Origin of the sequence: Rhodoferax sp. (assembly GCF_030646845.1) — a bacterium.
Taxonomy (GTDB): Bacteria; Pseudomonadota; Gammaproteobacteria; order Burkholderiales; family Burkholderiaceae_C; genus Rhodoferax.
In genome coordinates this window covers 1-20237 of the sequence record NZ_JAUSLE010000023.1, presented here as the reverse complement: position 1 = coordinate 20237, position 20237 = coordinate 1, and the positions used below count along the sequence as shown (strand labels likewise).

Genomic DNA, 20237 nt, shown 5'->3' with positions numbered 1-20237 from the left:
AGGCCCGGCGCTATGAATATGTGAGCTGTTCGCGCAGATAATGCGGGGGTCAGAGTCACTTTTTTATTGGAGAGTTTGTTGGACATCGCACTGCTGATCAAAGCCGCCATCATGGGCGTCGTCGAGGGCTTGACGGAATTCCTGCCCATTTCATCCACCGGGCACCTGATTCTGGCGGGATCGCTGCTGGACTTCACCGGCGAAAAGGCCAAGGTCTTCGAGATTGCCATCCAGACGGGTGCGATGTTCTCAGTGATGTGGGAATACCGCGCGCGCCTGCTGCGTACCGTGATGGGGATCACGCATGACCCGGTGGCACAGCGTTTCGCACTCAATGTGCTGATCGCGTTCATGCCGGCTGTGGTGCTGGGACTCAGTTTCGGGGCCGTCATCAAGGCGAACCTGTTTCGCCCCGTGCCGGTGGCGATGGCCTTCATCGTTGGCGGGTTGATCATCCTCGCCGTCGAGTACCGCCACCGCAAACGGTACGGTGAAATGGACCTGGCAGGCAAGCGTCACGCCCGGGTGGAGACGGTGGATGACATGAGCTACCTGGATGCGCTCAAGGTCGGGCTGCTGCAATGCCTGGCGCTGATTCCGGGCACCAGCCGTAGCGGGGCCACCATCATCGGCGGCCTGGTGCTGGGGCTGTCGCGCAAGGCGGCCACGGAATTCAGTTTCTACCTGGGGATTCCGACCCTGATGGGGGCCGGCGCCTATTCCGTGTGGAAGCAGCGCGAGCTGTTGCGCTGGGAGGACCTGCCGATGTTCGCGGTGGGCACCGTGACGGCGTTTTTCGCCGCGCTGCTGTGCATTCGCTGGCTGATTCGCTACGTGTCGACCCACGACTTTGTGCCGTTTGCCTGGTACCGCATCGTCTTTGGTGTGGTGGTGCTGGCGACCGCGTGGAGCGGCGTCGTTACCTGGGCGGCTTGACGCCTGCCCGGCCGGGCCAGCTCAGCCCAGGCTCTGCAGGTTGAGCAGCGCCGCTTCAATGGCAGCGGCGGTGGCAATGGGTTTTTCCATGGGAAAGAGGTGGCTGCCGTCCAGCATCATGATGCGACCCCTGGTGATGCGCTCGGTCATGGCCATGCCCACCTGCTTCATTTCAACGGAATGGCTGCCGCCAATGAAGGCGACCGGGCACTTGATGGGATGACGGCGAAACAGCCGGTCCAGGTTGTCGGGCACGGTGTCGTAGATAGCGGTCTCCACCGCGCGGTCAAAGCTTAGCACCCGTTTTTTTTCATCACCCCGGCCCTCGTCATGGGTGCCGTGGGCGATGTAGTCGTGCAGCACCTGCGGGTCCCACTTGGCAAAGGCTTTCTTGTGGCGAAAGTGCTCCAGTGCCGCCTCCTGGCTGGGCCAGTTGTTGCGGCGCTGGCGGCTGACCGCGCCGGGTGAAACCGCCCCCACCATCTGCGCGCTTTTCATGACACCCAGCGTGGTGGCGCGCCAGCCGCCCAGGATGGGGGAATCGACCAGCACCACGCCACAGGCCAGCTCGGGCGCGCGCGCGGCGGCCATCAGGCTGACAAACCCGCCAAATGAATGGCCGACCAGGAATGCCGGCTTACCGGCCTTGTCGACTTCGGCTTTTGCGAAGTCGAGGAGCTGCTGGACCAAATGCGGCCAGTTGTTGGTGACAGGGTATTTGGCATCGTGGCCAAATTTCTCGACCGCCTTGACGGTGAAACCGCGTGACTTCAGACTCTTGAACAAAACCCCATAGGTGCTGGCGGCAAAACTGTTGGCGTGGGAGAAGATGATGAGGGGCATGGGTCAGATCAGTTTTTCCTGGGGGGTGCTGATCTTCTTGAGCGGCCGGTTGCGCCCGGACTGCGTCATCAGCGGCACCTCGGTTTGCTCACCGTTCCACATCGGGTCTTCAATGCTGTCAAACACTTGACGCAGCTTTTGCCCCCAACTGCCATGCAGCATCCTGAAATAGGGGTTGTTCTCATCGATGCACACGATCTTGTCGGTCTGGAACTGGTTGGCTTCATACACCACCATGTCCAGCGGCAAACCTACTGACAGGTTGGACTTGAGCGTGGAGTCCATCGACACCAGCGCGCACTTGGCAGCTTCATCCAGTGGGGTGTCGGGTGTGATGACGCGGTCCAGCACGGGCTTGCCGTATTTGGATTCGCCCGCCTGGAAGTACGGCGTCTCGGGCGTTGCCTCAATGAAGTTGCCGGCCGAGTACACCTGAAACAGGCGCATGCCTTCGCCCTTGATCTGGCCGCCAAAAATCAAGGACACGTTGAATTCAACCCCGGCCTGCTTGAGCGAAGCGGCATCGCGGTCGTAGACGTGGCGAATCGCCGAGCCCAGCACGCGCGCGGCGTCAAACATGCTCCTGGCGTTCCAGATGGTGATGGGCTCGCTTTCCGCGTGCTCCTTGAGCTGCTCAATCTGCAGAATCTCGCGCACCGATTGCGAGATGCTCAGGTTGCCGGCCGACAGCAGCACCATGAAGCGGTCGTCGGGCTTCTCGTAGACGATCATTTTGCGAAAGGTGCTGATCTGGTCCAGCCCGGCGTTGGTGCGCGAGTCGGAGAGGAACACCAGTCCGGCGTTGAGTTTGATGGCGACGCAGTAGGTCATGGAAGTCCTGGGGTAGGTGGGTCAGATCGTCAGGTTTGTCCCTGCGAGATTAGTTTCTTGAGGCCGTAGAGCGCATCCAGCGCCTCGCGTGGGCTCAGGGCATCGGGGTCGATGTTGGCAAGGCTCAATTCTACGGCGCTGACAGCCGTGCTTTCTGCCGCGGGCGGTGCGGCAAACAGGTCCACCTGGGCATGGGCTTGCGTGGCCTGGGCTTCCAGCGCCTCCAGCGTGTGGCGCGCCTGGTTCACCACCGCCGCGGGCATGCCGGCCAGCCGTGCCACCTGAATGCCGTAGCTCTTGCTGGCCGGGCCGGGCTGGATTTCATGCAAAAACACGATGTCGCGGCCGGACTCGACGGCGCTGACGTGCACGTTGACGGCGGCGTGGTGCCTGGCCGGGAACTCGGTCAGCTCGAAGTAGTGGGTGGCAAACAGGGTGTAGGCCTGCGTCTTGTCATGCAATTGGCTGGCAATGGCCGAGGCCAGTGCCAGGCCGTCAAAAGTGGAGGTGCCGCGGCCAATTTCGTCCATCAGCACCAGCGAGTTGGGCGTGGCGGCGTGCAATATCTGCGCACCTTCCAGCATCTCCAGCATGAAGGTGGACTGGGCGTTCGCCAGGTCGTCGGCGGCGCCGATGCGGGTGTGGATGGCGTCGATCGGACCCAGGCGGCAGGCGCTGGCCGGCACATAGCTGCCCATGCTGGCCAGCAGCACGATGACGGCGATCTGGCGCATGTAGGTGGACTTGCCGCCCATATTGGGGCCGGTGATGATCTGCATGCGCTGCTTGGGCCCCATGCGTGTGTCGTTGGCGATGAAGGCGCCGCTGCTGGTCTCCGCCAGGCGCGCCTGCACGACAGGGTGGCGGCCCTGCGTGATGTCCAGGCACGGTTCCTTGACGAACTGCGGGGCGCACCAGTCCAGCGTCAGGGCGCGCTCGGTCAGGGCGCAGAGCGCGTCCAGCGTGGCCAGAGCGCGTGCCACCTGCGTCAGCGCTGGCACGAACACCTGCAGTTGGTCCAGCACCTGTTCGTACAGCCATTTCTCACGCGCCAGGGCACGCTCCTGCGCACTCAGGGCCTTGTCTTCAAAGGCTTTGAGTTCCGGAGTGATGAAACGCTCGGCATTCTTGAGCGTCTGGCGGCGACGGTAGTCGTCGGGCACCTTGTCGACTTGCCCCTGCGTGACCTCGATGAAGAAGCCATGCACCTTGTTGAACTGCACGCGCAAGTTCGCAATGCCGGTACGGGCTTTCTCGCGTCCTTCGAGGTCGAGCAGAAAGCTGTCGCAGTTGGTTTGAATGGCACGCAGCTCGTCCAGCTCGGCATCGAAGCCGGTGGCGATCACGCCGCCATCACGCACCAGCACAGCGGGCTCCGGGTCAATGGCGCGGCTGAGCAATTCGGCGCAGTCCCGGGGGGGCAGGAGCTGCCCGGAAATATGAGTCAAATAGGCCTCTAGCCCCCGTAGAATGGGCGCGAGTAGCTCTGTTTTTTGTAGCGTCAGCTGCAAGGCCACCAGCTCACGCGGACGCACCTGGCGCAGCGCAATGCGGGCCGTGATGCGTTCCACATCCGTGCTGCCCTTGAGTTGCTCGCGCAGTCTGGCCCACGGACCCCGTTGCAGTGCGGCAATGGCGTTCAGGCGTTGCTGCGCCTCGCTGCGGTCGCGCCGCGGCGACAGCAGCCAGTTTTTCAGCAGGCGGCTGCCCATGCCGGTCATGCAGGTGTCGAGCAGCGAAAACAGCGTGGGCTGGTCTTCGCCGCGCAGGGTCTGCAGGAGTTCGAGGTTGCGCCGGGTGGTTTGTGGCAGATCAATCAACTCGTCATTGCGCTGCACCCGCACGCTGTGGACGTGCGTCAGGGCACGGCCCTGCGTGTGTTCGGCGTAGCCCAGCAGGGCGGCGGCCGCCGCGTGCGCCTGCGGCAGCTCCTGCGCCTGCCAGGGCGCCAGGCTGGCGGCCTGGAGCTGCGCCAGCAGTTTGCGCTCGCCCAGGGCTGGATCAAATTGCCAGTCAGGCCGCACGGTGATGGACATCGCCCCGGAAGCCTGCAGGCCGCGCAAGCGGGCTTCAAAGGCCGGCGTGGCCCCGGCGCTGAACAGCATTTCGCCAGGGCTGATGCGCGCCACCCATTCCGCCACCTCGTCGGGCGCGCATTCGGCCAGATGCACCTCGCCCTGCGTCACGCTCAGCCAGGCGAGGCCGCAGGTATTGCGCGGGCCCTGGTGCACAGCGAGCAGGAGCGACTCGGTCTTGTCGCTCAGCAGCTCCATGTCGGTCAGCGTGCCGGGCGTGACCACGCGCACCACTTTGCGCTCCACCGGTCCCTTGCCGGTGACTTCGCCCACCTGCTCGCAGATGGCCACCGATTCACCCAGTTTGATGAGCCGGGCCAGGTAGGTTTCCACCGAATGAAACGGCACGCCCGCCATCACCACCGGTTGCCCGCCCGATTGGCCGCGCTGGGTCAGTGTGATGTTGAGCAGCCGGGCGGCCTTCTCGGCGTCGGCATAAAACACTTCGTAGAAGTCGCCCATGCGGTACAGCAACAGCGTGTCCGGGTAGTCGGCTTTGAGGCCGAGGTACTGGGCCATCATGGGGGTATGTTCAGCGACCCCGGCAGCGGGTTTCTTGTTGTCGGAAATATCGTTTTGCATCTATGGCTTGGCGTGTTGGATAGGCTTTTGTCACTGCATTTTCGCGGATGCAGTCAATGAAATTTTCAGCGGGCTTGCATAGCCTTGGGGCCTTGAATTGTCCTTCAGTATCAAGCAGTTGCTGGACTTCACTCGCTTGAACAGAAACCTGTCAAGGTCGAAGTTGAATTAGTGAGTTGATTATGGTGAGAGTCAGATGCCGAGCGGACTTGAGAACTGAGGCAGTAAAGCAAGTGGCCGACCGTGGTCATGGGGTGGTGGATGTGGCCAAGCGCTTGGGCGTGTCGGACAAAAGCCTTTACCTTTGGGTGCGCCTCGCTAAACAACAGCAAGGTGTGGGCAGCGGCGAAAACGCATCCCTCAAGGCTGAGATGTCCCGGCTCAAGGCTGAACTTAAAAGGGCCAACGAGGAGCGTGACATCCCAAAAAAGGCCGCCACGTACTTTGCCAAGCTGTCCGGGTGAAGTCCAGTCGGAGATGGGCCCGATGGCATACGCCATTGCGACTGATTGAACTTATAGATTGCAGGATACAAAAGGATACAAATTGAGAAAACGCAAGATGGCTATGCGCCGGGAAGAGAAAATCTTTGAGGGGTATCTGAGTTGATGCGGCTGACAGCTGATGCCAGGGTTTGAACCGAAGAGCAGACTTGAGTGGGTCGTCTTATGTGAAGTAGACCTCATGTCACGGACACCTTATTGTTCTCAAAGACGGAGTTCGAAATGCCTGTTACTAAATCGTCGTACTTGCCGCCATTTCGTCAGCAAATGGTCGAACTGGTCCAAGCTGGGCGCAACCCCGGCGACTTGGCCAAAGAGTTTGGCTGCCACATCACCAGTATCCTGAGCTGGGTGCGTAAAGCGCAACCAACGACGACCAGGGCGTCCAACGATGCTGGAGAACTGAGCGCATTGGAGCGCCAGGAACTCATGGAGCTGCGACGACTATCCGGCCTGATGGTGTCGATCCAGGAGCATGAGCGGAGGCGGATTGCGTTGGATTTACACGATGGGTTGGGGCAGTCCCTGAGCCTGATCAAACTCTCGATCGAAAATTTCGCCAAGCTTCTGGCCGCAGGCGCGACCGACGAGGCAAGGAAGTCGCTGCAACAGCTAATGCCCCGGGTCGGGGATGCATTGGACGAGTTGCGCCGCGTTTCCACGGATTTGCGGCCGTCGATACTCGATGATCTGGGCATCCTGGCCACCCTGTCTTGGTTTTTCCGTGAATTCGTAGCCACGTGCGGCGATATTGTTGTCGAGACGGCGTTCAATGTTGCCGAACACGAAATACCGTTGCCACTGCATATCACTCTCTATCGCATTCTCCAGGAAGCTACCAACAACATCATCAAGCACGCTGCGGCCGACCGGGTATGCGTCCGTCTTGACCGTATCGATGATGTGTTGCATCTTCTGATTGAGGACAATGGCTGTGGCTTTGCTCCGGACAGCATCGTGTGTGCCGAAGGTGTGACCAGGGGGCTAGGACTGTTTAGCATGAAGAAGCGCGCATTGTTTTCAGGTGGAACCTACCACCTTGAGTCCGTCCCCGGGCAAGGCACCGGCATCCGGGTGTCGTGGCCTTGCAGGCAATTTCTCGGCTGAAGCCGATTCCTGTCCCGCATCCGATTCGCCGTAGGACACATGAGCCGTCTCGGCCGACCGCTGCTACGCAGTTGCACTACCTGAAAAATACCGTGTACTACGTATGAACGTATACGGTGATTCACCCAGAGCCACACTGCACCTGTGGCGCTAAAGTAAGGACAACGCCTGTAGGACATTTGTCGGTGATGGTCGGATTGGGGCGGGTACGGGAGGGTGTGGAAATGCAGAAGACAGGGTGCGGCAGCGGCGGGGGCTCCGAACGCCGAAAGAGGCGCGGTTTTACTCTGCTTGAATTGCTGGTGGTCATGGTGATCATCGGTCTGCTGGTCGGCTACGTCGGGCCCAAATACTTTTCCCAGATCGGCAAGTCGGAGGTCAAGGCGACACGGGCCCAGATCAACGCGCTGGGCAAGGCGCTGGATCAGTTCCGGCTGGACAACGGGCACTACCCCAGCACGGAGCAGGGGCTGGTGGCTCTCGTCGAACGACCGGTCAACGAGGCCAAATGGGATGGTCCGTACCTGAATAAATCGGTTCCGCCCGACCCGTGGGGCAAGCCCTACGTGTTCATCATGCCGGGCGAGCATGGGGAATACGACTTGTTGTCTTACGGCAAGGATGGCAAGCCCGGCGGCGAGGGAGAAGCCGCCGAAATAACGAACTGGCAGTAGGCAATTCACGTGTGATCAGGCGACCAGGCAAGCAGCGGTCCGATGTGGGGGAAACACCATGCGCTATGAGGTGAAGGCATTACGCGGCGAAGACGAGCTGACGGCATTCGCGCTGGAAGCCGTGGACGTCGGCGATGCCGCGATCCAGGCGAAAGAGCAGGGGTATACCGTCATCGCGATCAAGCCGAAAGCAGGCTGGCCGGCGTGGCGCAAGCCCGGCACGGGCAGATTTCCGCTGGTCCTGTTCAGTCAGGAATTGCTGGCCCTGCTGGAAGCGGGGCTGTCGCTGGTGGAGTCACTGGAAACTCTGGCCGAAAAGGAGCAGCAACCCGACATCCGGAAAACGCTGGGGCAGATTATCGCCAGCCTCTATGAAGGGCATACCTTTTCTCACGCGTTGCAGCATTCGCCAGCGAATTTTCCGCTGCTGTATGTGGCCACCGTGCGCGCCTGCGAGAAAACCGGCGGCTTGCCCGAAGCATTGGCGCGCTATGTCGCCTATCAATCGCAGATGGACGCCGTCAAGCGGCAGGTGGTCAGTGCCTCCATCTATCCACTCCTGCTGGCCGGTGTCGGCGCGCTGGTGACGCTGTTTCTGATGGTGTACGTGGTGCCGCGTTTCAGCCATATCTATGGCGATATCGGCGGTGACTTGCCGCTGATGTCACGGCTGCTGATACGCTGGGGCCAGATGCTGGACGCCAATGGCGCAGCCATTCTGACGGTCGCCTTGCTGGCGCTCCTCGGCGCGATCTACATGGCCACTCGCCCAGCCAGCAAGCAGTGGCTGATGCGCAAACTGTGGCAACTGCCCAGCCTCGGCAGACGGCTGCATGTTTTTCAGCTCGCCCGCTTTTACCGTTCGCTCGGCATGCTACTGCGCGGAGGCATGCCGGTGTTGACTTCCCTGCAGATGGTGTCCGACCTGCTGGAGTCTTCCCTGCGGGGCCAGCTGGCGCTGGCCTCGGCGAGCATCCGTGAAGGCCATGCGCTTTCCAGCGCCATGGAGCAATACGGCCTCACCACTCCCGTGGCTTCGCGCATGCTTCGCGTGGGCGAACGCACCGGGCGCATGGGCGAGATGATGGAGCGCATCGCGGCGTTTTACGAGGACGAGACAGCGCGCTGGGTGGAGCGCTTCACCAAGCTGTTCGAGCCCTTGCTGATGGTGTTTATTGGACTGATCATCGGCGGCATCGTGGTGCTGATGTATTTCCCGATCTTCGAACTTGCGGGGAGCATCCAGTGAATATGGCAGAGCCCATCGATGTCAGCACCGGGCCGGGGTTTTCGCTGGCGCAGGTGCACGCGGCGCGCAGTGCGGCACAGCAGACGCAGCGCGCCACCGTGGACGTGCTGGAGGAACAATCCGGACTCGATCCGCAGCGTTTTGTGCAGACGCTGGCGACGACGCTGCATTACCCCGCCGCCGCGATGGAGGCACTGCACCGCATGGCCCCCGCCTTCGACGTGCTGCCTTTCGCCGAGGCACTGGAACGCGAGTGCGTGGCCCTGCGCGACGAGAACAATGCGCTGGTGCTGGTCATGGCCAATCCTTTTAATAGCGGTCTTCAGGCATGGGCTGAGCAGCGCGTGGCCGACCGTTTCCGCTGGTGTCTGGCCCATCGTGCCGACGTGGCGGCATATCTGGCCCGCCACGAGGAAACGCTGCATGCCATGGATGGCCTGCTGCCCAGTGGTGACCGCGACCTCAGTGCTCAGAGCGGGGCCGCCGACCTGTCATTCAAGAGCATCAGCGAAGACACCAGCCCGGTGGTCAAGCTGGTGCACTCGACGGTGTACGACGCCCTGAAAGCGTCGGTGAGCGATATTCATCTGGAGACCACGCCGGGGGGCCTGAGTATCCGCTACCGCATCGACGGTGTGCTAAGCACGGTCGGATCGCTGGCGGGGCTGGAACTGGCCGAGCAGGTAATTTCCCGCATCAAGATCATGTCCGAACTCGACATCGCCGAGCGCCGAATACCCCAGGACGGCCGCTTCCAGGTGTCGGTGCAAGGGCACGAGGTGGATTTCCGCGTGTCCATCATGCCCAGTATCTTCGGCGAGGATGCGGTGCTGCGCATCCTTGACAAGCAAGCCCTGTCTGACCAGATGAAGGGGCTGCGCCTGGACTATCTCGGATTCGACGAGCACACGCTGAGCCAGCTGCGCCGCCTGGCCAGCGAGGCCTACGGCATGCTGCTGGTGACCGGCCCCACCGGGTCGGGCAAGACCACCACGTTGTACGCCGCGATCACCGAGATCAATCACGGCCAGGACAAGATCGTCACCATTGAGGACCCGGTCGAATACCAATTGCCCGGCGTCCTGCAAATTCCGGTCAACGAGAAGAAGGGGCTGACCTTTGCCCGCGGCCTTCGTTCCATCCTGCGGCATGATCCGGACAAGATCATGGTCGGCGAGATCCGTGATCCTGAAACCGCGCAGATTGCGGTGCAGTCGGCATTGACCGGCCACCTGGTGTTCACGACTGTGCACGCCAACAATGTGTTCGATGTGATCGGCCGCTTCATCCACATGGGGGTCGACCCCTACAGCTTCGTTTCTGCCATGAACGGCATCATGGCGCAGCGCCTGTTGCGGATGAGCTGCCCGCATTGCGCCGACGCGGATCAGCCCGATGCCCGCTTACTGGCGGATTCCGGCATCCCCACGGAGCTGGCACGCAACATGACCTTCCGTTCCGGACATGGCTGCGGACATTGTCGCGGCACCGGCTTCAAGGGACGCCGCGCCATCGGCGAAATTCTGCATCTCAACGACGAAATCCGCGAAGCCATCATTGCCCGTCAGCCGATACGCGTCATTCGCGAGGCCGCAGCACGCAACGGCACCCGCTTTTTGCGCGACATTGCGCTGGAGATGGTAGGGCGGGGCGAAACCACCTTGGAGGAGATCAACCGTGTCACCCTGGTTGCACAATGAATTGCGAGTGCTGGTTTGCCCCAACCAAGTGACGTTGCTGCCGGTGCAGCGCACGCTGACCTTGCGCGGTCTGCGCCGAACCATCCACGACCCGCACATTGCGTCCTGTGACAGCGCAACCGGCGCCCAGCTGTGGCGCGCTGCATTACAGGCACTGGAGAGTGCACTGCCTGGCTGTGCAGACGGCAAGACCACGGCCACGGTGATCCTGTCCAATCATTTCTTGCGCTACGCCGTGGTGCCCTGGCGGGGCGAACTGGCCGATGCGCAAGAGGACTTGTCCTTCGCCCGGCATTGCTTCATCAGGGTGTATGGGAAAGCCGCCCTGCAGTGGGAACTGCGCCTGGGCGATCGACAGCCTGAAATGTCCAGACTGGCCAGCGCGGTGGATGCGGAGTTGCTTGATGCCCTGAGAGGCGTGTTTAACGGGGCAGGCGTCACCCTGCGATCCATACAGCCCCATCTGATGGCGGCCTTCAACAGCCTCAGAGTCCACCTGCAGCAGCACAGCGCATGGTTTGCGCTGCTTGAACCGGGTAATCTGTGTCTTGCCTTGCTACGCAACGGGCACTGGTCACGGGTGCGCAGCCTGCGGGTCGACAGCACATGGCGTGAAGAACTCCCACTGATTCTCGAGCGGGAAGCGTATCTGGCCGATGACCCGGCGGTGCCGCATGAGGTTTATGTGTGGAACGTGGAATCTGATGACACTGCGCTCCCGGAAATCCATCCCTGGCAGTTCCATGCGTTCAGCCCCGGGTTGGCGTCCGGTGCCGCGTCGGCGCAAGGCGGGCGTTTCACCATGGCAGTTGCGAGGTGAACAGCGATGCATGCCCTGCACCTCGATTACCAGCGTGTCTTTAAACCCGTGCCGTGGCTGGGGCTGGGGTTGCTGGTCGTAGCGCTGGTCGCGCTCGCCTTGATAGGCGGCTATTACCAAACGCTGAATCAACAGATCGCCTTCTGGGAAAGCAAGGTCGAGCACAACGAACGGCTGTCCAGTCGCCGCGCGCTTGTGTCGCGACCCCTCACGGAACAGGCAGTGCGTGCGCAGAGGCTGGAAGTCGAACAGGCCAACCAAGTTGTGCGCCAGCTTGGCCTGCCCTGGAACGCGCTGTTCAATGCAGTAGAAACCTCGGGCGAGAAAAGCATTGCGCTGCTGTCCCTGGAGCCTGACCTGCACAAAGGCACGGTGAAAATCAGCGGCGAAGCGAAGGACTTCAACGCTTTGCTGGATTACGTGAAGCAACTCTCGACGCGCGAAGTGTTTGGCAGCGTCATGCTGCAGAACCACCAGATTCAGAAGGACGACCCCGAAAAGCCGGTACGATTTTCCCTGCTCGCCCACTGGAAGGAGGCTGCACCGTGATGAATCTTCGTCTGCCTTCCCTTTCAAGACACAGGGGCTCCCAAATGGGCTGGCCGGGCGCCGCCGGTGCGGTGGGGCTTGTGATGTGCCTAGCGCTCTATCTCTCGACCGTGCAACCAGCGCAGCAGCGGCTGGAAGCGGCCCGACTGCGTGCCAGTTCGCTGCATGAGCGAGTTGTCCAAGGGGGCCAGGCCCCGAATGACAGCGCGCGTCCGCTGGGCGAACAACTCGCGGCCTATTACCGATTTTTCCCCAGCGAGCATGACGCGACCGAGTGGGTCGGCAAGATCGTCGCCATCGCCCAGCGCGACGGGCTCACTCTGCAACAGGCCGAGTACAAGGCGGAACGCGACAAAGCCGGCAAACTGACCCGTTTCCAGATGAGCCTGCCGCTCAAGGGCGAGTATCAAACAATACGCAGGTTTCTTTCCGATCTGCGCGCCGAGATACCGATCGTTTCGCTAGAACAGGTGCAGTTCGAACGCCAGAAGGTCGGCGATCCGTTGGTCGATGCCAAAGTCAGGCTGGTCATTTTTCTGGGGAAAGCTTCATGAGCGCGCGGCCGTGGCGACAGATCGCCCTGTTCGGTGTGCTGGCCGTGACGATCGTCCTGTCAGGCGCTTCCGGAAAGGGCGAGAAGCCCGGCGACAAACCGGTGCTGCCGCCGATAACGCGCATGCCAGCCGTGTCCAGAGAGCCGGTGCATCCACAGCCAGGCATTGATCTGGAACGCCTGCAGCGGCCGGATGCACCCGCGGACGCCGACAAGGTGGCCAGCAATGCGTTCGGGGCGATGACCTGGCATGTGCCGCCGCCCCCGCCGCCGCCCAAGCCGCTGTCCAAGCCCCTGCCCCCGCCGCCCCCCGCTGCCCCGCCGATGCCGTTCAGTTTCATGGGGCGTTATGAAGAAGGCGGGATGCGGATCATTTTGCTGGTCAAGGGAGACCGGATTTACACCGTCGCCGAGGGGGACGTGATTGACAACACCTACCGCGTGGAGCGTCTGGGCGGCGGGCAGCTGGAATTGACCTACCTGCCGTTGGATATCAAGCAAACCATCAGTGCAGGGGGAACATGATGAATGCTGCCGAGGTGAAGTTCATGGGCGCCATCGTCATGCGGTTCGCGCTGCTGGCGGCCTTTCTAACGGGATGCGCCGGCCATCAGCTGCATGAGGATGGACTGGCGCTGCTGGCCGAAGGGCGCGCCGAGGAAAGCTTGAACAAGCTGACCGAAGCCAGCCGTGCCGCCCCTGACAACCTGTCTTATCGTGCGGATCTGCTGCGCAGCCGCGAGCAGACGGTGACTCGCATGCTGGCAACGGCCAACAGCGAACGGGCGTCCGGTCGACAAGCGGCTGCGCAGGCCATGTTTGAGCGCATTCTGGGCATCGATCCGGCCAACAGCCGGGCTGTGCTCGGCCTCGAAATGCTGCAAATGGACGGCCGTCACGACGCAGCGCTGCAACGCGCGGAAGCCCTGCTCAAACAGCGAGATACCGACGCCGCGCGGGCCGCCCTCAAACCGGTCTTGCTGGGAAATCCAAAGAACGGGAAAGCTCTGCTATTGCAGCAAAAAATCGACGAGCAGGTGGCCAAGGAAGCGCTGACTGAGCCCTCGCTCAAGGCGAAGTTCACCAAGCCGGTCACCCTGCAATTCCGTGACGCCAATCTTAAGATGGTGTTCGAGGCGCTGTCGCGCACCAGTGGGATCAACGTGCTGCTGGACCGGGACGTCAAGCCTGATCTGAAAACCTCGATTTTCGTCAAGGACGTGTCCGTGGAAGACACCATCAACCTGATCCTGCTGCAAAACCAGCTGGAAAAGAAGGTCATCAGCGACAACACGGTGTTCATCTATCCCGGCACCGCAGCCAAACTCAAGGACTACCAGGACTTGAAAATCAGGAGCTTTCATCTGACCAATGCCGATCCCAAGCAGATGCTGACCATGATCAAGACGCTGCTGAAAACCAAGGATATTTTCATCCACGAGAAGACCAACTCCATCATGATGCGCGACACCCCCGATGCGATCCGCCTGGCGGAAAAAATGGTCGCTGATCAGGACATCGCGGAGCCCGAAGTCATGCTGGAAGTGGAAGTGCTGGAAGTGAGCACCTCGCGTCTGAGCGAGTTGGGAATCAAGTGGCCCAGCAGCTTTACCCTGAGCACGCCGGCGAGCGCTACCACCCTGGGGCAGCTGCGGGGATTGGGCAGCAACGAGTTGCTGGCAAGCCCGTTGAGCGCCACGCTCAACCTCAAACTGGAAGATGGCGACACCAACGTCCTTGCTAGCCCGCGCATCCGGGTGCGTAACCGCGAGAAGGCAAAAATAATGATTGGCAGCCGGGTGCCGGTGATCACCAATGCGGTGACGCCGGTCTCGACCGGCACTCCAGTCATCACCGGAAGCGTGCAGTACCTGGACGTCGGCCTGAAGCTGGAAGTGGAACCCGACATCCATCGAGACAATGAAGTCGTGATCAAGGTGGGGCTGGATGTCAGTTCCATCATCAAGGAAGTGCCCAACTCGCAATCCGGCACGCTTGCTTATGAAGTTGGCACGCGCAACGCCAGCACGGTGCTGCGCCTGAAAGACGGTGAAACGCAAATTCTGGCAGGCCTGATCAGCGACGAGGATCGCAAGATCGCCAGCAAGGTGCCCGGCCTCGGCCAGCTGCCAGTGATCGGCCGGCTGTTCTCGAGTCACAAGGACGGCGGCACGAAAACCGAAATCGTACTGTCCATCACCCCCCGTATCGTGGGGAGCGCGCGCCTGCCCGACTTCAGCGAAGTGGAGTATTGGGCAGGCACCGAGTCCAGCCTGCGCAGCGGCACGCTTAACATCAAATCCTTGGGTAGCGTGGCCGTCACCAGCAGCGCATCTGCAACGCCCCTGGCGCGTCCGCGCCCGACGGTCGCGCCGCGCCGGGATGTCCCGCCCGGCCCGCCGGTCGCCGCGACGGTCAACCCCGTTACGCTGTCCTGGCAAGGCCCCGCGCAGGTGAAACCGGGTGAAACGGTCAACCTGACGCTGAACGTCAACTCTGTGCAGTCGATGAACCGTCTTGATCTGCTGGTGGGTTTCGACCCCGACGTGTTCAAGGCGGTCGATGTGGTGGAAGGCGGTTTCCTCCAACAGGACAACATGCAATCCGTCTTGACCAAAACCATCAATCAGGCGAGTGGCCAGATCCAACTGGATATCTCGAGCGGAGGGGCGGGTGGAGCGAGCGGGACGGGCAGTCTGGTCACCCTGGTATTTGAGGCTATCACGGCCAATCCCCGTTCGCAGATCGTCGTGGGCCGTTTGGCACCCAGCGGACCGGGCGGCGAGGCGCTGACGGCGACCACGCCTGATCCTCATGTCATCAAGGTGATGCCATGAGTGCACACTTCGCCTCGAAGTGGTCTGGCTTCACCCTGATCGAGATGATGGTGACGGTGGCGATTGTCAGTCTGCTGGCATCGGTCACCTTGCCTCTGGCAGAAGTGACCGTGAAACGCAGCAAGGAGCACGAACTGCGTCTGGCGTTGAGGGAGATGCGAACTGCCCTGGACGCCCACAAGCAGGCCGTCGAAGAAGGCCGGATTTCAAGCGCTATGCAGGAGTCCGGCTATCCCAGGTCCCTGCAGGTGCTGATTGACGGGGTACCCGATGCGAGCAGCCCGGACAGGAAGAAGCGGATTTACTTTCTGCGGCGCATTCCACGCGATCCGTTTTTTACCGACCCGACACGACCGGATGAGGAAACCTGGGGCAAACGCAGCTATGTAAGCAGCCCTGAGGCGCCGGAGGAAGGCGAAGACGTATTCGACGTTCATTCGCTGGCGTCCGGCACGGGTCTGAATGGCATTCCCTACGTGAGATGGTAAGAAGGCGAGACGGACATGACACCAGAAAGAAAAAAATCCGGCTTCACCCTGATTGAACTGCTGGTCGTGCTGGCGGTGATCGCGACGCTGCTCACCATGGCCATGCCGCGCTACTTTTCCAGCCTGGAAAAATCCCGCGAGGCGGTGTTGCAGCAGAACCTCGCCCTGCTGCGAGACACCCTGGATAAATATTATGGTGACAAGGGCAAGTATCCCGCTGCGCTTGATGAACTGGTCAGCACCAAATACTTGCGCAGCATGCCAGTTGACCCGATCACAGATAGCAACGCGACCTGGGTCGGCATACCGCCGCCCCAGCCCGAAATGGGCGGCGTGTATGACGTCAAGAGCGGCGCCCAGGGCATCGCGCGGGATGGCACGGAATATCAAAACTGGTAGCCGCGAGGCTTTTGACAACATGAATCACTCGCCTCAGAATCACACAGCAGCTTTGCCCGCGGCCAAGCGGGTCTCTGTTTTTCGGCGTGAACGGGGATTCACCTATATCGGCGTGCTGGTACTTGTCGCCCTGATGGGGATTGCCCTCGCTGCTTCTGGGCAGGTTTGGCATACGCTGCAAAAGCGAGAAAAAGAGCAGCAACTACTCTTCATCGGGCAGCAGTTTCGGCTTGCCCTCAACCGCTATGCCAAGCATACGCCGGGTAAAGCCAGGCGCGCGCCCCTGCATCTGGAAGAGTTGCTGCAGGATCCACGCTATCCAGGAATTCAGCGCTACCTGCGAAAAATCGACGTGGATCCGATGACGGGCAACGCAGAGTGGGGCTTGATTACCGGACCGGGCGGGGAGATTTACGGGGTGCATAGCCTGTCCAACGACGAGCCGCTGAAAAAGAGCAATTTCGGGCTGCCGGACAGGCATTTTGAGAGCATGATGAAATACTCGGACTGGGTGTTCATGCAGGCGCCAGGCTAGCTTGTGGGGGCATCGCCCATATGGGAACCGGAGGTTCGTGGGAATGCCAGAAAAGTTGATGGAGGGTCATCATGGGTGAGAAACATCGAATTTTCCTCGTTGAGGACCACACTCTGCTTCGAGCAGGGCTGCGTGCCTTGTTGTCGCTGGATCCCGACCTGGAGATCGTCGGAGAAGCTGGCAATGGACGCGATGCCATCCGCGCCATCGCAGCGCTCGAGCCACATCTGGTCCTGATGGATCTCTCCATGCCGGGCATGAATGGCATCGAGGCCATGAGGGACATCAAGCGGCGCAATCCCGACACGCGCGTACTGGTGGTGACCATGCACAAGACCGACGAATACATTCATGAGAGTCTGCGGGCCGGTGCCGACGGCTACATCCTCAAGGATGCATCGCACGATGAATTGCGGGTGGCGGTTCGTAGCATCCTCAATGGAAAGACATATTTGAGCCCCGACATCTCCGGCAAAGTGATCCATGGTTACTTGAGCACCGGCAAGGAAGACGATGTCAGCAGCACCTGGGACACGCTGACCCACCGCGAGCGAGAAGTTCTGAAACTCGTCGCCGAAGGCCACCCCAACAGGTACATATCCGACTATCTCTGTCTGAGCATTAAGACTGTCGAAAAACACCGTTCCAACCTGATGAGGAAACTCGATTTGCACAACGCGTCGATGCTCACCACCTATGCCATCGGAAAAGGCCTGTTGACCACCTGACGGGCTGTCGCCATTGCTGCCAATCAGGACGATGAAAGCCAGCGCCTGCCGGCACATTCCATTTCTGACGGGGTAGCACTAGCGGTGCCATGCCGCGCGCAGCGTCATGCCACCGTCCGAATGACGTGAAGCAGTGAAGGCGCCGCCGGACAGGGTCGCGAGCTCCTCCATCCGGTCAAATCCGGCCCGCAGTTGCGGCTTGAGGTGCGTCAGCGCGGTTACCGTCGTGTCGCGCGCCTCGGTCGCTGTATCATCGATCAGCAGAACCAGCGCATTGTCATCCAGCCACAGGGCGAGATGGACCCGCCCCGTGTTCGTGTACTGCGCCATGTCGTCGAGCACCGACACAATGATGCGGTACAGGATGACTTTCAATGGCGTCGGGATGTCACGCTCTTGCAGGGAAATTTGCTTCTCGACGCGGATGCCAGGATGCCGCTGTTCGAACTCCCGGCAAAACCAGTTGATGGTCGGCAACAAGCCAAGGTCATCCAGGCTGGACGGCCACAGGTCGGTGGCGATTGTCCTGACCTCCTGGATGGCCTCCTGCAATACCGGGATGATCGATCCCACACATTCGGCAGCCACAGCCGCATTGCACACCCTATGATTCTGACCGTTTTCCACCAGCAGCTTGGCGGCGCTCAAGGTCTGTGCCAAACCCTCGTGCAACTCGAAGGCAATTTTTTTCTTGTGCAATTCCTCACTTTTTAACATGTGTGCGGACAGAATTTCAAGGGTTTCGGTTCGCTCGCGTATGGTGCGCTGCTGCAGTTCGATGATGTAGTTTGCGCGGCGCACGATAACGATCAGCACAGCATACAAGGCCGACAAAATCAGGATGGCGCCTGCCATGATGATGAATTCGGTTCGTTCCGTTTGATGCACCAGGTTGTTCACGTCGGCGTAAAGTTCGAATACCCCCTGGATCGGATCGGCCGGGCCGTCCCGCACCGGTAGATAGGTTTGCATCAGGTTGTCGGTTTCAGTGACGCCGTCGAAGCTGTTGAAGGTGTCGCGATAAACCAGAGCGTTACCCACGCCGCCGTGCATCGCGGCGATGACGCCCTGGTTGTCACTCCGATCGGTGCCAACCTCGGCCGGCTTGGTAGAGAAGGCGACCACCCCCTGGCGGTTATAGATTTTGATCTTGACAATGAATCTGTCCTGCATCAGGATCTTGATCGACCCAGCGAGCTCGGTCGGCAACGGGAGGCTGGCGCTGCCCGGACGAAGATCTGCTGCCGTGCCAAGGAATTCAAGGAGTGCCGGTTTGATGGGGTCCATGGCGATTTGCGCCAGATTCATGTTGCTCCGCTCGGCCAATTGAACAATGCCCTGAATCGCCACCTGCCGGTAAAACCAGATCAGCAGAACGGCTGTGGCGAGGATGGCAATGAGGCTTGCCACCGAATAGTAGCGTAGCAACTTGAACATAGGGATCCTTGCGCAGGAGTGGCAATGTTTCAACGATAGCCGAAGTCAAACCGGTACGGCAAGCACGTCGCAGCGAAATATGCATCTTCGTATTCCCGCGTCCGCCAATTAACGGTGTTCAGCGTATTGCTCCGCTGGGGCGTGCTGCGTAGGCTTGGCTGATGATGTCACGAAAACGCATGGTTCAAGCCTTAATGGATATAACTTCGTTCCGGCTATTCCAAACCATCCCGCACGATCTCGCGGTTCGGATCCATCCGCAATTGCACAGCAAAAAAATCCCTTCAATTACAGGCTTGGCCATAGATAGTGGCTTGGAAGGTTCGCCCCGGTAAAATTATCTCCCCTGCCCCCTTGGTGTGATCCACGCGGCGCGGTAACCGCAGTTGTTTTCGATTGCATAAGCTCAGCATGGTCATTCCGATCACGAAAAGCGCCAAGCTTGATGGCGTGGGAATGGCGTTTGGGGCGGACACGGTGATGCCGCCGGGTTGTATGTCTGCGATCAGCAGGTCTCCGTAAGCGTCGGCCAGCTCCAGGCGAACCACGGACAGGGCGCTCTGGCCCGGCGACAGGGTGTTGAAAGAGAATGTCGCCAAGACGAAGTTGTCCGCCTGCAAGGCGTTAAGAACATCCGGTGCATCCAGGGAAAGCTCCAGCAGATTGACCACGCCGCCGGTCAAGTCGGCAGGGCAGGACGGGGATGTGTCATAGCCTGACGAGCATATGAGGGCACTGGATCCTCCCAGATCCAGTTGATCGCCCAGACTTGGATCTCCGAAGCGCACTCCCCGCAGCGACAAGATCGCCGGGTTAAAGCCGAGATCAAGGTCAAACCCCCCCAGAGCAGTGGCCGATCCGTCGAGGCCAGCGATGCTCAGGCTGACGGTGGCCAGCGAGCCAGACGCCACAGTCTGGAATGAGGGCGTGAAGGCAAGGAGAATCGCCTGCGCCGGCGCTGCGCCCAGCAGCAAGATAAGACAAGCAAGATTGGCGATCAGATTTTTCATGGCTTAAGTCTCCTCATGATTGATTTTTGGTTCATCGGGCGGCGCGCGATTCTCTCGAGCAAATAGATTTGAAGTTTCCGCAGGTCCAAGAGGGAAATTATTCCGTCACCATTCAGGTCGCATGCCGTCCCGCATTTACTGCTGTGGGTGGAAAGGTTGATGTTGGCCAGAAGAATCGAGATGTCGTCCTTGTCCACTTCCCCGTCGCCGTTGAGGTCACCGGGAGCTGGCCCAACCGCTGTCACGGTGACGGTGACGGTGGCGGCATTGGAGGTGGCGCCGGCGTTGTCCTTGACGGTATAGGTGAAGGAGACCGTGCCGGAAAAGCTGGCGGGCGGGGTGTAGCTGATCGCCCCGGTCGTCGCATTCACCGTGGCGCTG

Annotated in this window: 20 protein-coding genes and 1 pseudogene; 15 read left to right on the top strand and 6 right to left on the bottom strand. The window is 60.6% G+C overall.

Going from position 1 to position 20237, the window contains the following annotated elements; all coding sequences use genetic code 11:
• Nucleotides 1–78 precede the first annotated feature (78 nt).
• On the top strand, nucleotides 79–936 hold the full coding sequence (locus Q7T10_RS06300) for an undecaprenyl-diphosphate phosphatase (RefSeq protein ID WP_304746962.1): 858 nt from the start codon (nucleotides 79–81) through the stop codon (nucleotides 934–936).
• A gap of 21 nt (nucleotides 937–957) precedes the next feature.
• Here Q7T10_RS06300 and Q7T10_RS06295 read toward each other — a convergent pair whose 3' ends face one another.
• Genes Q7T10_RS06295 through mutS form a run of 3 tightly spaced genes read right to left on the bottom strand, consistent with a single transcriptional unit; the run spans nucleotide 958 to nucleotide 5267 of the window.
• A complete protein-coding gene (locus Q7T10_RS06295; RefSeq protein ID WP_304746961.1) occupies nucleotides 958–1779 on the bottom strand; it encodes an alpha/beta fold hydrolase in 822 nt (273 codons plus the stop codon).
• Between the two features lie 3 nt (nucleotides 1780–1782).
• A complete protein-coding gene (locus tag Q7T10_RS06290; RefSeq protein ID WP_304746960.1) occupies nucleotides 1783–2610 on the bottom strand; it encodes a proteasome-type protease in 828 nt (275 codons plus the stop codon).
• 29 nt (nucleotides 2611–2639) lie between these two features.
• Nucleotides 2640–5267, bottom strand: coding sequence for a DNA mismatch repair protein MutS (gene mutS / locus Q7T10_RS06285; protein ID WP_304746959.1), 2628 nt, complete (start codon nucleotides 5265–5267; stop codon nucleotides 2640–2642).
• Nucleotides 5268–5449: 182 nt separating this feature from the next.
• Here mutS and Q7T10_RS06280 point away from each other — a divergent pair.
• From Q7T10_RS06280 to Q7T10_RS06215, 14 genes and pseudogenes are all read left to right on the top strand, one after another.
• Nucleotides 5450–5725 (top strand): annotated as a pseudogene (locus Q7T10_RS06280) (transposase); the annotation flags it as partial.
• 267 nt (nucleotides 5726–5992) lie between these two features.
• A complete protein-coding gene (locus tag Q7T10_RS06275) occupies nucleotides 5993–6877 on the top strand; it encodes a histidine kinase (RefSeq protein WP_304746957.1) in 885 nt (294 codons plus the stop codon).
• 224 nt (nucleotides 6878–7101) lie between these two features.
• Nucleotides 7102–7551: a type II secretion system major pseudopilin GspG gene (gene gspG / locus Q7T10_RS06270; RefSeq protein ID WP_304746982.1), complete on the top strand. Its 450-nt coding sequence runs from the start codon at nucleotides 7102–7104 to the stop codon at nucleotides 7549–7551.
• A 58-nt stretch (nucleotides 7552–7609) separates the two neighbouring features.
• Nucleotides 7610–8800: a type II secretion system F family protein gene (locus Q7T10_RS06265; protein ID WP_304746956.1), complete on the top strand. Its 1191-nt coding sequence runs from the start codon at nucleotides 7610–7612 to the stop codon at nucleotides 8798–8800.
• 2 nt (nucleotides 8801–8802) lie between these two features.
• The gene (locus tag Q7T10_RS06260; protein WP_304746981.1) at nucleotides 8803–10500 is read left to right on the top strand and encodes a GspE/PulE family protein; all 1698 of its coding nucleotides are present in this window, start codon (nucleotides 8803–8805) and stop codon (nucleotides 10498–10500) included.
• Complete coding sequence (locus tag Q7T10_RS06255; RefSeq protein ID WP_304746955.1) at nucleotides 10478–11320, top strand: hypothetical protein; 843 nt, start codon at nucleotides 10478–10480, stop codon at nucleotides 11318–11320. Before Q7T10_RS06260 ends, Q7T10_RS06255 begins: the two co-directional genes overlap by 23 nt.
• A gap of 6 nt (nucleotides 11321–11326) precedes the next feature.
• Complete coding sequence (locus Q7T10_RS06250) at nucleotides 11327–11869, top strand: PilN domain-containing protein (protein ID WP_304746954.1); 543 nt, start codon at nucleotides 11327–11329, stop codon at nucleotides 11867–11869.
• A 44-nt stretch (nucleotides 11870–11913) separates the two neighbouring features.
• Nucleotides 11914–12423, top strand: a complete 510-nt coding sequence (pilO, locus tag Q7T10_RS06245) for a type 4a pilus biogenesis protein PilO (RefSeq protein WP_304746953.1) — start codon at nucleotides 11914–11916, stop codon at nucleotides 12421–12423.
• Nucleotides 12420–12947, top strand: a complete 528-nt coding sequence (locus tag Q7T10_RS06240; protein ID WP_304746952.1) for a hypothetical protein — start codon at nucleotides 12420–12422, stop codon at nucleotides 12945–12947. The genes pilO and Q7T10_RS06240 overlap by 4 nt, the downstream gene beginning before the upstream one ends.
• Nucleotides 12947–15259: a secretin N-terminal domain-containing protein gene (locus tag Q7T10_RS06235; protein WP_304746951.1), complete on the top strand. Its 2313-nt coding sequence runs from the start codon at nucleotides 12947–12949 to the stop codon at nucleotides 15257–15259. The genes Q7T10_RS06240 and Q7T10_RS06235 overlap by 1 nt, the downstream gene beginning before the upstream one ends.
• The gene (locus Q7T10_RS06230; RefSeq protein WP_304746950.1) at nucleotides 15256–15747 is read left to right on the top strand and encodes a type II secretion system protein; all 492 of its coding nucleotides are present in this window, start codon (nucleotides 15256–15258) and stop codon (nucleotides 15745–15747) included. Before Q7T10_RS06235 ends, Q7T10_RS06230 begins: the two co-directional genes overlap by 4 nt.
• A 15-nt stretch (nucleotides 15748–15762) precedes the next feature.
• On the top strand, nucleotides 15763–16146 hold the full coding sequence (locus tag Q7T10_RS06225) for a type II secretion system protein (RefSeq protein ID WP_304746949.1): 384 nt from the start codon (nucleotides 15763–15765) through the stop codon (nucleotides 16144–16146).
• 19 nt (nucleotides 16147–16165) lie between these two features.
• Nucleotides 16166–16681, top strand: a complete 516-nt coding sequence (locus Q7T10_RS06220) for a type II secretion system protein (protein WP_304746948.1) — start codon at nucleotides 16166–16168, stop codon at nucleotides 16679–16681.
• Nucleotides 16682–16752: 71 nt separating this feature from the next.
• Nucleotides 16753–17409 carry a response regulator transcription factor gene (locus Q7T10_RS06215; protein ID WP_304746947.1) on the top strand — a complete coding sequence of 219 codons (657 nt, stop codon included), beginning with the start codon at nucleotides 16753–16755 and terminating at the stop codon, nucleotides 17407–17409.
• Nucleotides 17410–17487: 78 nt separating this feature from the next.
• On the opposite strand, the gene Q7T10_RS06210 is transcribed toward Q7T10_RS06215, so the two are convergent.
• From Q7T10_RS06210 to Q7T10_RS06200, 3 genes are all read right to left on the bottom strand, one after another.
• On the bottom strand, nucleotides 17488–18696 hold the full coding sequence (locus Q7T10_RS06210; protein WP_304746946.1) for a sensor histidine kinase: 1209 nt from the start codon (nucleotides 18694–18696) through the stop codon (nucleotides 17488–17490).
• Between the two features lie 434 nt (nucleotides 18697–19130).
• Nucleotides 19131–19856: a cohesin domain-containing protein gene (locus Q7T10_RS06205; protein WP_304746945.1), complete on the bottom strand. Its 726-nt coding sequence runs from the start codon at nucleotides 19854–19856 to the stop codon at nucleotides 19131–19133.
• The coding region (locus Q7T10_RS06200) for a dockerin type I domain-containing protein (RefSeq protein WP_304746944.1) at nucleotides 19853–20237 on the bottom strand (385 nt) is incomplete at its 5' end. The genes Q7T10_RS06200 and Q7T10_RS06205, both read right to left, overlap by 4 nt.